The sequence below is a fragment of the Streptomyces viridochromogenes genome (genome assembly GCF_001270495.1).
GTDB lineage: Bacteria > Actinomycetota > Actinomycetes > Streptomycetales > Streptomycetaceae > Streptomyces > Streptomyces viridochromogenes_A.
This window is the reverse complement of sequence record NZ_LGUR01000196.1, coordinates 44,520-57,653: the sequence shown is the minus strand read 5'-3', so window position 1 is coordinate 57,653 and position 13,134 is coordinate 44,520. Positions and strand designations below refer to the sequence as shown.

At 73.2% G+C, this 13,134-nt stretch carries 11 protein-coding genes; 5 read left to right on the top strand and 6 right to left on the bottom strand.

What is annotated here, in order from left to right:
- Positions 1-181: 181 nt before the first annotated feature.
- The 4 genes from ADK36_RS20110 to ADK36_RS20095 all read left to right on the top strand — a co-directional run bounded on the left by ADK36_RS20110 (position 182) and on the right by ADK36_RS20095 (position 6,026).
- Positions 182-3,361 (top strand): cytochrome P450, encoded by a 3,180-nt coding sequence (locus tag ADK36_RS20110; protein WP_048579042.1) that lies wholly within the window; start codon positions 182-184, stop codon positions 3,359-3,361.
- Between the two features lie 36 nt (positions 3,362-3,397).
- A complete protein-coding gene (locus ADK36_RS20105; protein WP_048579041.1) occupies positions 3,398-4,360 on the top strand; it encodes a phosphotransferase family protein in 963 nt (320 codons plus the stop codon).
- Positions 4,361-4,429: 69 nt separating this feature from the next.
- Entirely contained in the window at positions 4,430-5,719 is a 1,290-nt protein-coding gene (locus ADK36_RS20100; protein WP_048579040.1) for an ROK family transcriptional regulator, read from the top strand.
- A 67-nt stretch (positions 5,720-5,786) separates the two neighbouring features.
- Positions 5,787-6,026 (top strand): hypothetical protein, encoded by a 240-nt coding sequence (locus tag ADK36_RS20095; RefSeq protein ID WP_048579039.1) that lies wholly within the window; start codon positions 5,787-5,789, stop codon positions 6,024-6,026.
- Positions 6,027-6,054: 28 nt separating this feature from the next.
- Here ADK36_RS20095 and ADK36_RS20090 read toward each other — a convergent pair whose 3' ends face one another.
- The 5 genes from ADK36_RS20090 to ADK36_RS20070 all read right to left on the bottom strand — a co-directional run bounded on the left by ADK36_RS20090 (position 6,055) and on the right by ADK36_RS20070 (position 11,409).
- The gene (locus ADK36_RS20090) at positions 6,055-7,083 is read right to left on the bottom strand and encodes an SDR family oxidoreductase (protein ID WP_048579038.1); all 1,029 of its coding nucleotides are present in this window, start codon (positions 7,081-7,083) and stop codon (positions 6,055-6,057) included.
- An 80-nt stretch (positions 7,084-7,163) separates the two neighbouring features.
- Positions 7,164-8,126, bottom strand: a complete 963-nt coding sequence (locus ADK36_RS20085; protein WP_048579037.1) for an SDR family NAD(P)-dependent oxidoreductase — start codon at positions 8,124-8,126, stop codon at positions 7,164-7,166.
- Positions 8,127-8,418: 292 nt separating this feature from the next.
- Positions 8,419-9,558, bottom strand: a complete 1,140-nt coding sequence (locus ADK36_RS20080) for an FUSC family protein (protein ID WP_048579036.1) — start codon at positions 9,556-9,558, stop codon at positions 8,419-8,421.
- A 51-nt stretch (positions 9,559-9,609) separates the two neighbouring features.
- A complete protein-coding gene (locus ADK36_RS20075) occupies positions 9,610-10,308 on the bottom strand; it encodes an HAD family hydrolase (RefSeq protein WP_048579035.1) in 699 nt (232 codons plus the stop codon).
- A 54-nt stretch (positions 10,309-10,362) separates the two neighbouring features.
- Positions 10,363-11,409 carry a PHP domain-containing protein gene (locus tag ADK36_RS20070; RefSeq protein ID WP_053198520.1) on the bottom strand — a complete coding sequence of 349 codons (1,047 nt, stop codon included), beginning with the start codon at positions 11,407-11,409 and terminating at the stop codon, positions 10,363-10,365.
- 130 nt (positions 11,410-11,539) lie between these two features.
- On the opposite strand from ADK36_RS20070, the gene ADK36_RS20065 reads away from it, so the two are divergent.
- Positions 11,540-11,776, top strand: coding sequence for a hypothetical protein (locus ADK36_RS20065; protein WP_030053812.1), 237 nt, complete (start codon positions 11,540-11,542; stop codon positions 11,774-11,776).
- A 13-nt stretch (positions 11,777-11,789) separates the two neighbouring features.
- Here the strand turns inward: ADK36_RS20065 and ADK36_RS20060 are convergent, their stop codons facing one another.
- Positions 11,790-13,019 (bottom strand): ricin-type beta-trefoil lectin domain protein, encoded by a 1,230-nt coding sequence (locus ADK36_RS20060; RefSeq protein ID WP_048579033.1) that lies wholly within the window; start codon positions 13,017-13,019, stop codon positions 11,790-11,792.
- Positions 13,020-13,134 lie beyond the last annotated feature (115 nt).

The following is a 13,134-nucleotide window of genomic DNA, read 5'->3' as shown; positions in this document are numbered from 1 at the left end:
GGTTGCGCCACACCACGGCCTCCGGGTGAAGCCAGTCCACGAGCACCTCCGATCGCTCGGCGCAAGGGCGAGGTCCGTCCCGGCACTACACAATCATGTAGTGCCGGGGAGCGGCCGGCCGGGACCCGTCGATCACGCTTGATCGCAGGACCTCCGTACCGCGAAAGGCAGTTGTCGCGCCATGCCCCCCACCGCGCTGCACCCCCGGACCGCCGGCACCCTCCCCGGTGTCCCCGTCGCCGACATCACCGCCACCGGACCCGGCGGCACCCCGATCCAGCAGGCCATGGACCTGATGCGCGAGCACGGGCCCGTGTTCGTGCGGCGGCTGTACGGGCGGGACACCCTGTTCGTGGGCGACCTTGACCTCGTGGCCGAGCTCGCCGACGAGCAGCGGTTCGCCAAGCACATCGGGCCCGGGCTGGAGAACGTCCGGGAATTCGCCGCCGACGGCCTGTTCACCGCGTACAACGACGAGCCCAACTGGGCCAAGGCGCACGACATCCTCATGCCCGCCTTCGCGCTCGGCTCGATGCGCACCTACCACCCGGTGATGCTGAAGGTGGCGCGCCGGCTCATCGACTCGTGGGACCGCGACGCCCGCGCCGGGCGGCCGGTGAACGTCCCCGACGACATGACCCGGATGACCCTGGACACCATCGGGCTCGCCGGATTCGGCTACGACTTCGGCTCCTTCGGGCGGCCCGAGCCGCACCCCTTCGTCGAGTCGATGGTCCGCTGCCTGGAGTGGAGCATGACCCGGCTCGCCCGTGTGCCGGGCCAGGACTACTCGGCGGCGGACGCGGCCTTCCGTGACGACTCCGCCTATCTCGCCCAGGTCGTCGACGACGTCATCGCCGCCCGCACCGGCACCGACCAGAGCGCCGCCCAGGACCTGCTCGGCCTGATGCTCACCGCCGAGCACCCGGCGGACGGCACCACCCTCGACACCGCGAACATCCGCAACCAGGTCATCACCTTCCTGATCGCCGGCCACGAGACCACCTCCGGCGCGATGTCCTTCGCCATGTACTACCTCGCCAAGCACCCGACCGCGCTCCAGCTGGTGCGGCGCGAGGTCGACGAGCTGTGGGGCGACCAGGCCGACCCCGAGCCGACGTACGACGAGGTCGGGAAGCTGGCGTACACCCGCCAGGTCCTCAACGAGGCGCTCCGGCTGTGGCCCACGGCCGCCGTGTTCTCCCGGCAGGCCCGCGAGGACACCCTGCTCGGCGGCCGCGTTGCGCTGCGCGCCGGACAGGCCGCCCTGGTCCTCACGCCGATGCTGCACCGGCAGCCGGTCTGGGGCGACAACCCCGAGCTGTTCGACCCCTCGCGCTTCACGCCGGAGGCCGAGGAGGCCCGGTCGGTGCACGCCTTCAAGCCGTTCGGCACCGGTGAACGGGCCTGCATCGGACGGCAGTTCGCGCTGCACGAGGCGACCATGCTGCTGGCGATGCTGGTGCACCGCTACCGGCTGCACGACCACGCCGACTACCGCCTCACGGTCAAGGAGACCCTCACCCTCAAGCCGGAGGGCTTCACCCTCACCCTGACTCCCCGCACCGGCGCCGACCGCGTGCACACCCCGCTGCCGGGCGCCGCTCCCGCGGCCACGCGGGCCGTGTCCGACACTGCCGTGCTGACCGCCCGCGTCCGGCCCGGCACCAGCGCCCTGTTCCTGCACGGCAGCAACTACGGCACCTGCCGCGACTTCGCCGCCCAGCTCGCCGACGAGGCCGCCGCGATCGGCTGCGAGACGCGGGTCGCGCCCCTCGACGACTACGCCGGCGGCCTGCCCACCGACCGCCCGGTCGTGATCACCGCCGCCTCCTACAACGGCCGCCCCACCGACGACGCCACCGCCTTCACCGCCTGGCTGGACGAGGCCGCCGACGCCACGGACGTCACGTACGCCGTCCTGGGCGTGGGCGACCGCAACTGGGCCGCCACCTACCAGCACGTCCCCACCCGATTCGACGAGCGACTCTCCGACCTCGGCGCCACCCGCCTCGTCGACCGCGCCGCCGCCGACGCCTCAGGCGATCTGACCGGCGCGGTACGGGACTTCACGGCCCGGCTTCGTACGGCGCTGCTCGATCGGTACGGCGACCCGGACGCCACCGCCGCCACCGCCGACGACGAGCCGACGACGGCGTACGAGGTCCGCACGCTGACCGGCGGCCCCCTGGACGCCCTCGCGGAACGGCACGGCGTGGTCCCCATGCAGGTCACCGAGGCGCACGACCTCACCGCCCCCGGCTACGCCCGCCGCAAGCGCTTCGTCCGCGTCGCCCTGCCGGACGGTGTCACCTACCGCACCGCCGACCACCTCACCGTCCTGCCCGCCAACGCCCCCGCCCTGGTCGACCGCGCCGCCGCCGCGCTCGGCGTCGACCTCGACACCGTCCTGGACATCCGGGCCATCCGCCCCCGCCGGGACGGCCTCGCGCTCGACCGGCCGCTGACCGTACGCCAACTCCTCACTCTCCACGTCGAGTTGCAGGAGCGCCCGAGCGCCGCCCAGCTCGCCGCCCTCGCCGCCGCCAACCCGTGCCCGCCGGAGCGCACGGCCCTGGCGAACCTGACCGGCGATCCGCGCACCCTGGTCGAGGTGATCGAGGACCACCCGGCCCTGCGCGGCGCCCTCGACTGGCCGCGGCTCCTGGAGATCCTCACCCCGCTGCGCCCCCGTCACTACTCCATCTCCTCCTCGCCGGCCGTCGACCCCGGTCACGCGGACCTGATGATCTCCCTGCTGGAAGCCCCCGCCCGCTCGGGCAAGGGCCGCTACCGGGGCACCGGTTCCGGCCACCTCACCGACCTCGAACCCGGCGACACGGTGTACGCCCGCGTCCAGCCGTGCCGGGAGGCCTTCCGGATCGACGCCGGCGCCCCGGTCGTCATGGTGGCCGCGGGCACCGGGCTCGCCCCGTTCCGGGGCACGATCGCCGACCGTACGGCGGCCCTCGAGACCGGCGCCGAACTCGCCCCCGCCCTCTGCTACTTCGGCTGTGACGCCCCGGACGCCGACTTCCTGCACGCCGAGGAACTGCGCGCCGCCGAGGCCGCCGGTGCCGTCTCGCTCCGCCCGGCCTTCAGCGCCGCCCCGCAGGACGGTGTGACCTTCGTACAGCACCGTATCGCCGCCGAGGCCGCCGAGGTCTGGGACCTGCTCGGCGCGGGCGCCCGGGTGTACGTGTGCGGCGACGGTTCGCGCATGGCACCGGGCGTACGGGAGGCGTTCCGTACGCTGTACCGGGAACGCACGCCGGGCGCCGACGACACGGCGGCCGGGCAGTGGCTCGACACACTGATCGCGGACGGCCGTTACGTCGAGGACGTGTACGCGGCCGGCTGAGGCGAACGGGAATCGACGGGGAGGGGTGGGCGCACGGTGGTGGACTCCTGGGAACGGGCCCGGCAGGTCCTGGACGGGGCGGGTATACCGCCGGAACACCTCGCCCGCCTCCGCCCGCTGTCCGGCGGCACCTACAACACGGTCGAGGAACTCCTCCTCACCGACGGCCGCCGCTATGTGCTGAAGGTGCCGCCCCCGTCCACCGCCCCGGGACTGAGCCACGAGAGGCGGCTGCTGGTGTCCGAGGCGGAGTTCTACCGGGGCGCCGCCAAGGCGGACGTGCCCGCACCGCGTGTGGTGGCCGGTGGGGAGCAGCTGCTGATGACGGCCTGTCCGGGCGAGCCCTGGAACGGCGAGCTCACCGACGCCGAACGGACCACTCTGCGCACGGAGTTGGGCCGTCAGGTGGCCCGTCTGCACCGGGTGACCGGACCGGCCTTCGGCTATCCGTCCGGTGCCCTCGGTCCGCTCGTGGCCGACTGGCGCACCGCGTTCACCGGCATGCTCGACGCCGTCCTCGACGACGCCCGCCGCTACCGGGCCGGGCTGCCCCGCCCCGCCGACGCCGTCGCGGACACCCTCCGGGCCGGCTACGACGCGCTCGACGAGGTCACCGTCCCGTGCCTGGTCCACTTCGACCTGTGGCCGGGCAACATCCTGGTGGACCGGGCGTCGGGACAGGCCCGGATCGGCGGCCTTATCGACGGGGAGCGCATGTTCTGGGGCGACCCGCTGGCCGACTTCGTCTCCCTGGCGCTGCTGGGCGACATCAAGCGCGACGAGGCATTCCTGGCCGGATACCGGGAGGCCGCGGGCCGGGCCGACTTCGACGCCGCGGCCCGCCTCCGCCTGGCCCTCTACCGCTCCTACCTCTACCTGATCATGCTCACGGAGACGGTTCCCCGGGCCGTCGACGCCGCACAGCACCGCTGGGTCCAGGACACGGTCGCCCCGGAGCTCGTGGCGGCACTGGCCGAGATCGAGGACCTGACCTCGTAGACCGGCTCGTGGTCCACAATGGGGAGCGTTCGAGCAGGTGGGGAACAGGGCTGGTCGGGAGGGAGCCGCATGGCGGGGCGGAACGGGCGCACGGTACGGGACCTCAGGCGGGGCAACCGTACGGCCGTACTCCAGCGCCTCTACTTCGACGGTCCCCTCAGCCGCTTCGAACTCGGCCCGGCGACGGGGCTCAGCTCCGGCTCCGTCAGCAACGTCGTCGCCGAGCTGATCGCCGACGGCCTGGTCGAGGAGGCCGGCAGCGTCGACTCCGACGGCGGCCGCCCCCGCATCCTGTTGCGGGTCGCCCCCGGCAGCGGTCACATGATCGGCGTCGACGTGGGGGAGACCCGGGTGCGGATCGGGCTCTTCGACCTGACCCTCACCGAACTCGCCCGCGCGGAACGGCCGTTGACGCAAGCCCGGTACGAGGTCGACGGCATCGTCGGCCATGTGCGCGACGGTGTCGCCGAGGTGCTCTCGGGCGCCGGCATCGGACCGGACCGGCTCCTAGGCGTCGGCATCGGCGTCCCCGGCATCGTCGAACACACGCCGGGGCTCGGCGCCGTCGTACACGGACAGACCATCGGCTGGGACGCCGTACCGCTGGAACAGCTTCTGCGTGCGGGCTCCCCGCTGCCGGACACCGTCCCCTACTTCATCGACAACGGCGCCAGGACCCTCGGCCAAGCCGAGATGTGGTTCGGCGGCGGACGCGGCGCCCGCAACGCGCTCGTCGTGCTCTTCGGCTCCGGCGTCGGCGCCTGCCTCGTCACCCCCGAGGTGGAGCACGGGCGGGCCGTCGAGTGGGGGCATCTGACGGTACGGGTCAGGGGGCGCCGCTGCCGCTGCGGTGCCCTCGGCTGCCTTGAGGCGTACGCGGGCGCCGAGTCGCTGCTCGCGCGCTGGCAGGAGGAGGGCGGGAGCGTCCCGGAGGGCGCCGACGAGGAGATGGCGCTGGCGGCGATGCTGGCCGGCGCGTATCCGGCCGAGGGCGGCGCGGCCGACCCGGTGGCGGTCGCCGTCCTGGAGGAGACGGCCGAGTACGTGGGCGCGGGCCTGTCCGACCTGATCAACCTCTTCCAGCCCGAGCGCATCCTGATCGGTGGCTGGGCGGGTCTCCGGCTCGGCACCCGCTTCCTGCCCGCCGTACGCCGGCACGCGGCCGCGTACGCCCTGCGGCATCCGGCCCAGAAGGTCACCATCGACGTTGGCCGGCTCGGCCCGGACGCGGTCACCGTGGGTGCCGCGATCCTGCCGCTCGCCGACTTCTTCGCGCGCGGCGGCCGACGCGCCGAGCCGGCGTCCGAGCAGCCGCGGCCCGCATGGCACACGGCCCCTGCGGCGCGCGTCCCGCACTGAGGTTTCGCCGGTCGCGGGGGCGGTACTCGCGGGGCCCTGACCTTGGACGACGCGAAGGAGGTGCACCATGGCCGATGACCGTCACGAGACGCCGGAACACACCGGCGAGCCGGTACCGCGCGATCTGCCGGACCAGCAGGCGAACGAGGGGGAGGACCCCTGGGAGGTGCCGGTCGAGCCCGCGGACGACACCGGCGAGGCGGACGACGTACCCGACACGGACGAGGCGGGCACGGGCCGGAAGGGTGCGCCCCAGTCGGGCGCGGTCCATCCGGAGCATCCGGCACCCGAGGAGCCGTCCGGCTGAGGCAGGTCCGCCGCACCGAGCCCGCGGCTCAGCCGACCTTACGGCCCCGCATCGGCTCGGTCGGCGCGCCCGCACCGTGCTGGAGGCCCTTCAGGAACTCCTCCAGCACCTCGGTCGCCGTACGTTCCGGCCGCCAGCCCAGTTCCGTACGGGCCCGTGTGCAGTCCATCAGCGGCAGCCTGAGGACCGCGTCGAAGAGATGCGGCGAAGCGGGCAGCAGGTGCAGCCCCCATGCGGCGGCGATCGCCGAGCGGGCCGCCGGGCGCGGGAGGCGGACCGGGCGGGCACCGAGCATCTGGCCCAGCAGGGCCGCGTCGACCGCGGGCTCGGCCGCGAGGTTGAACGCGCCGCGCACATCCGACTTCACCGCGAGCTGATACGCCGTCGCCGCGTCGTCCGTGTGCAGGGCCTGTACCCGCAGTCCCGGAATGTCGGGCAGGAACGGCAGCAGCTCGGGTCGGGCCAGCGGCCCCGGCAGGAAGCGTCCCCCGAAGATCCGGCGCTGCTCGCTCGCCGACTCCCGTTTGAACAGGAAGGCGGGCCGCATCCGCACCACCCGCATCCGGGGGTGGGCGCGGTCGAAGGAGTCCAGCGTGCGTTCCAGATAGGCCTTCTCGCGGCAGTACGCGGCGTCGGGCCAGCCGTGCGTCGGCCACGACTCGTCCACGGCGTGGTCCTTGGGACCCGGTGAGTACGCGCCGACCGACGACGCGTGCACCAGCGCCGGCACCCTGGCCGCGGCCGCCGCCTCGAAGACCCGAATGCCGCCCAGCACGTTGGTCCGCCAGGTCCTCGCCGGATCGTGCGTGGGCTGGAACGCCCAGGCCAGATGGATGACGGCGTCCGCACCCTCGAACAGGGCCCTCGGGTCCGCCTCCTCGGACGCCAGGTCGACGGCCACCCACTCCGTCTTCGGGGGCGACCAGTCGGGAATCCTGCGGGCCAGCCCCACTACGGAGCCGACCTCCGGGTCCGCCGAGAGAAGCCGCACCACACTCGTACCGACGTTGCCCGTGGCGCCGGTGACCACGATCCTGCGGGCCGCTGCGCTGCTCACCTGCGGCTCCTCCCGAAGAGCGGGGACGGGAGCGTCCGAGTACCCCGCTCCGTGGCGCTCGCACGCTCCGGGCCCGCGAGCTACGCGGCGAACGCGTTCACACCGCTCAGCTCCGCCGACAGCGTCCACAGCCGCGCCGCCTGCTCCGGGTCGACCGCCCAGTCCTTGACACCGCCGCGCGCGTCGCCGTCGGCCGCGGACTCGGCGATGTCGCAGTCCTCCAGGTAGACACCGCCCATGCCGTCCAGCTGCGGCGAGGTCGCGGCCCACACCTGGGTGGCGGCGCCCTGCGCCGGGGACTTGAAGCCCTCGGGGTTGAGCGGGTTGCCCTGCTCGTCGATCCAGCCGCGCTCCACCATCTCCTCCTTGGGGAGGTGGCGCTGCAAGGGGGTGAGGATGCCGCCCGGGTGGAGTGAGAAGGCCCGTACGCCGTGGTCGGCGCCGAGCTTGTCGAGGTGGACGGCGAACAGGACGTTCGCCGTCTTCGCCTGCCCGTACGCCTCCCACTTGTCGTAGCCGTCCCGCCAGTGGACGTCGTCCCAGCGCATGCCGGAGAAGTGGTGGGCGCGCGAGGACACCGAGACGACGCGGGCGCCCCCGGGCTCGATCGCCGGCCACAGACGGTTGACCAGGGCGAAGTGACCGAGGTGGTTGGTCGCGAACTGGGCCTCCCAGCCGGGTCCCACCCGGGTCTCCGGGCAGGCCATGATCCCGGCGTTGTCGATCACGATGTCGATCGTGCGTGCCGAGTCGAGGAACCGCTCGGCGAAGCCGCGCACGCTCTCCAGGTCGCCGAGGTCCAGTTCGTCCACCTCGACTCCGGTGAAGCCGGTCAGAGCCTCCTCGGCGGCGGCCCGGCGGCGGGCGGGGACGACGACCCGGGCGCCCGCCTTGGTGAGGGCCCGGGTGGTCTCCAGGCCGAGGCCCGAGTAGCCGCCGGTCACGAGCGCGAGCTTCCCGGTCAGGTCGATGCCGTGGAGGACGTCGTCGGCGGTGCTGGTCGCCCCGAAGCCGGAGCCGATCTTGTGCTGTGCAGTGCTCATGCCGGGAACGCTACGAATTGGAGTGCTCTCGAAGTCAAGGCGACCCGGCAGCGCGCGCCCGGACAGGAGAAAGCCCCGACCGGACGGGGGAATCACGGTCGGGGCGGTCAGAGGTGGGTGCGGATGGCGGTCGCCTCTCGGCGAAAGGCTCCACAGGGCTTCAGCCGAACGATCGTCCCTGTGGGCAAAAGGTGAGGCCCGGGGACACTGTCCCATCCGCACCCACGTGTGGTTCAACGGGCAACGACCTTGTGGTGTTCCGGCGCGGGGGACGGAGGCCAGGTGATCTGTGTCACCCCCGCTGACCTGCCGGAACGGTCTCGCTCCACACGTTCTCGGCCTGGAGCAGCAGGGTCCCGAGGACCGTGGTCCGGGCCGCCCCCTGCCCGGCGTGCTCCCGCAGCCCGTCCTGCAGCTCCTGGTGCAGCCGAGCCATCGCGGCCTCGACCTCGTCGTCCGTTCCGTCGGCATCGACCGTGCCCAGCAGACGGCGGCTCTCCGCGTGACACGCGTCGCCGATCAGCTCCAGCAGCCGGGCGTACGTGTGCAGCGCCGGCCCGTGGGGTGGCAGCGGCGTGCGGTCCTCGTCGGCCGCGACGACCAGGGTCCGGGTGAGCGCCCTGAGGTGCCCGGTGACACGGCTCCAGCGTTCGTCCTCCGCCTCCGGCGGCGCCGGCGCGGCGGGACGCCGGAACCCGCGCAGGGGTCCGGAGGTCAGCCGCAGGCTCTCCCGGCTCCAGCGCCGTGCGCAGTGCAGTGTCTCCAGCCGGTGCTCCAGACGCGCGGCCGCACTCGACCAGCCGGCCGCGCTCTGCGCGGTCCACTCGGTGGCCCGCAGGTCCGCGGCCACGGTGTGCAGGAGGTCCCCCGCCTCCCGGGCCAGCGCCGCGAGGTTCTCCCACACGTCCCGCAGATGGATCGGCGGCAGCACGAGCGCGTTGACGGCCACCCCGATCACCGCGCCGAGAGCGGCCTGCCCGACCCGGTGCCCGACGGCGGACGCCCCGGCGGCCCCCGTGGCCAGGGTGAACAGCGCGGTGGTCGCGCCGAAGACGCCCTGGTCGCCGAAGCGCGGCCAGTTGGCCAGCAGCATCAGCACGGGGACCGACAGGGCCAGCGCGCCCAGGGTGCTCCCGGTGACCGCCAGCGCGGCCGACGCCAGCACGGTCCCGGCACAGATCGCCGCGAACTGCTGCGCCGCCCGGAGCAGTGAGCTGTACACGGTGGCCTGCACCAGGAGCAGGGCGGCCCAGGACGCCATCAGGGCCATCGGATCACCCAGCCACACGCTCCCCACGAGCCAGGCGAGCAGTGCCGCGCCCGCCGCCTTGAGCGACTGTACGACCAGGTCCCGCTCCCGGCCCGGCCCGCGCCAAGCCGCCCCCGCGGCCCGGCCGACGTAGTTCCCTTCCCGCCGTAGCGTGTCGATCACGCGGGCACCCCCGAGGCTCTGGCTGTCGTACCGATCGCCGTCGTATCACCGTCACACGAGTCGTCCGGTGTGCGTGTCCGGGCCGCCGGGCACGTCGGCCAGGGGGCTGTCCGCCAGGGTCGCCAGCAGGTGGGCCGGGTCCTCGTAGACCGCCTGCGCGCCCGCGTCCAGCAGGTCGGCGCGGGGGATGCCGCCGCACAGGACGCCCACACAACGCACCCCGGCCAGGGTGCCGGCCCGCATGTCCCACACGGTGTCGCCGACGAAGACCGCGCGCTCGGCGGGCACCCCGGCCAGTTCCAGGGCGTGCTCGACGGGCTCCGGTGCGGGCTTGCCCTCCTCGACGTCGTCGGCGCTCGCCGTGGCCGTGATCGCGTCGTCCGCGGCGATCGCCCGGCGCAGCGCGGACAGCTCCGCGCCCCCCGCCGAGGTCGCGAGGACGACGCGCCAGCCCTGGTGCTGGAGACGCCGCAGCAGCCGGCCCGCGTCGCGCAGCGGGGGCAGCCGGTCGAAGAACTGGCCGTACAGGGCCTTGTGGGCGGCGCTCAACTCGGCGTCCCGGTCCTTGTCCCGGTCGTCTCCGAGGAGGTGGGCGATCAGATCGGTGGAGCCCAGGCCCACGGCCCGGTGGACGGCGTGCATGGGCACCTGGTGACCCGCCTGCCGGAACGCCTCCCACCAGGTCGTCACATGGAGGTGGTTGGTGTCGACGAGGGTGCCGTCGACGTCGAACACGGCCGCCCGTTCCATGTGCCGCCCCTTCCTCGCGCGTCTCGTTCCCGCTCCTGCCGCACGAGTACCACGTCAGACGCCCGCCACTCGGGCCGGTGTACGGCCCTCGTGGGTCCAGGCCAGCAGTTCCGCCAGGCCCCAGGTGTTCACCACCCGCTCGGCCGGCGCCCCGCACTCCTCCGCGCGGGCACAGCCGAGGATCTGCCAGTCCAGCTGGCCCGGTGCGTGCGCGTCGGTGTCGATCGAGAACAGCACGCCCGCCTCGACGGCCCTGCGCAGCAGCCGGCGCGGTGGGTCCAGCCGTTCCGGACGGCTGTTGATCTCCACGGCCGTGCCCGACTGCGCGCACGCGGTGAACACCTCGTCCGCGTCGAACTCCGACTCGGGCCGCCCCCGCCCGGTCACCAGCCTGCCCGTGCAGTGCCCCAGCACATCCGCGTGCGGATCGCGTACGGCGGCCACCATGCGCCGGGTCATGGCGCGGGCGTCCATGCGCAGCTTGGAGTGCACGGACACCACCACGACGTCCAGCCGGTCCAGCAGCTCCGGTTCCTGGTCCAGCGAGCCGTCCTCCAGGATGTCGCACTCGATGCCGGTGAGCAGCCGGAACGGCGCCCAGGTCTCGTTCAGCCCCGCCACCACGTCCAGCTGCTCGCGCAGCCGCTCGGGAGACAGCCCGCGGGCCACGGTCAGCCGCGGCGAGTGATCGGTCAGCGCCGCCCACTCGTGCCCGAGTTCGGCCGCCGTCCTGGCCATCTCCTCGATCGGGCTGCCGCCGTCCGACCAGTCGGAGTGCAGATGGCAGTCCCCGCGCAGCAGCGCCCGCAGCCGCCCGCCGACCCGGGCGTCGGGCCCGCCGGACTCCCCGGCCTCGCCCTCCAGCTTCTCCAGATAGCCCGGCGTCGCGCCGGCCAGTGCCTCCCGGACCACCTGGGCCGTCTTCGGGCCGACGCCCTTGAGCGACTCCAGCGACCCGGCCTCCGCCCGCTCGCGCACCTCGCCCTCGGGCAGTCCGGCCAGCACGCGGGCCGCCGTCCGGAAGGCGCGGACGCGGTAGGTCGGCGCCAGGGCCCGCTCCAGCAGGAAGGCGATCCGCTCCAGGGCCTCGACGGGGTCCATCGCCACCTCCTCCTCCAGAGTTCCCCAGGCTCACCGGCGCCGCACGACGGGCGGGCGGAGGGTGGGCCCTCCCGTCGGCGGGCGTGGCCTGAAGGAACCGTTGACGCGGGTTGCGCTCTACGCTCTATGCATGACCGAAATCGCGAGCCCGCACATGTCACACCCGCGGATCATGGTGCTCGGGGTTCAGCCGGGTACGCCTCCGTTCCGCATCATGGAGATCGACGGCATGGTCGTCGGTCAGGCGAGGACCATCACCGACGTCCTGGAGTACGCCGCCGCCTTCGGCATCACGGTGCACGACCTGGACGACCCGGAGGTGGTCCGCTGGGTCGGCGGAGACAAGTTCACCTGGCACCACCGGTAGCCGGCCGGCCGGGTCAGCCGACCGTCCATTTCTGGTTGCCGCCGCCCGTGCAGGTCCAGATCTGCAGCCGGGTGCCGTTGGCCGTGTTGTTGCCGGTCACGTCGAGGCACTTGTCGGCTTGCGGGTTGACGATGTCGCGTGCCGAGCTGACGGCCCATCTCTGGTTGGGGCCGCCCGTGCAGTCCCACAGCTGGACGGGCGTGCCGTCCGCGGTGCCGTTGCCGGTGGCGTCCAGGCACTTGCCGAGCGCGCGGAGCGTGCCGTCCGAGCCCACGGTCCAGCGCTGGGCGGCGCTGCCGTTGCAGTCGTGGAGCTGGACGGGTGTGCCATTGACGGAGTTCGCCCCGGCCACGTCCACACACTTTCCGGCCAGTCCCCGGATCGCGCCCCCGGCGGGGCTGTCGCCGGTGGTCACCGAGACGTGGTCCACCACCAGTTGCTGCGGAAAGACCGTGGAGCCGTCCGGGTCGCCGGGCCAGTAGCCGCCGACCGCGAGGTTCAGGATCAGGAAGAACGGCTTGTTGAAGACCCACTGCCTGCCGCCCAGGTCGGCGGGGGTACGGCGCTGGTAGACGTTGCCGTCCACGGACCAGGTGATCGAGTCGGGCGCCCAGTCGACGGCGAAGGTGTGGAAGGCGTCGGCGAAGGCCTGCCCGTTGGGGAGGGAGTAGGCGGCCCCTATGCCGCCCGACCCGGAGTAGCCGGGGCCGTGGATCGTGCCGTGCACGGTCGAGGGCTCGAAGCCGACGTTCTCCATGATGTCGATCTCACCCGAATCCGGCCAGTCGACCGGTGTGCCGAGCATCCAGAACGCGGGCCACATGCCCTGCCCGCGCGGCACCTTCAGCCGCGCCTCGACATGCCCGTACTGGGCGTTGAACTTCCCGGCGGTGTTCAGCCGGGCCGAGGTGTACTGGCAAGTGCCGTACCAGCACTGGTAGTTGGCGGGGTTCTCGCGGCGCGCCGTGATCACCAGACGGCCCTGGCCGTCCAGCGCCGCGTTCTTGTTGCCCGAGGTGTAGTACTGCCGCTCGTGGTTGTTGACGTTGTCGCCGGTCTCGATCTGCCACTTCGTCGAGTCGACCGCGGCGCCCGCGGGCCCGTCGAAGGAGTCGGAGAACGTCACGGCGGCGGCCGCGACCTCCGGCGGATCCGCCTGCGCGGGCCCGATCTCGGCGGACGCGACCAGGACGGCCGACAGGGCGGCGAGCAGACACGTGCGGAGCAGGCGTGGGGAGGCCATCGTGCTCCCTTCCGTACGGCGCCCCGATACACGGGTGCGCCGACCGAGGTGGGGGGTGAAGATGTCGCCACTTGATTTAAGGAGTGAGATAAGAGGGCGTCAATACCTTGGTGCG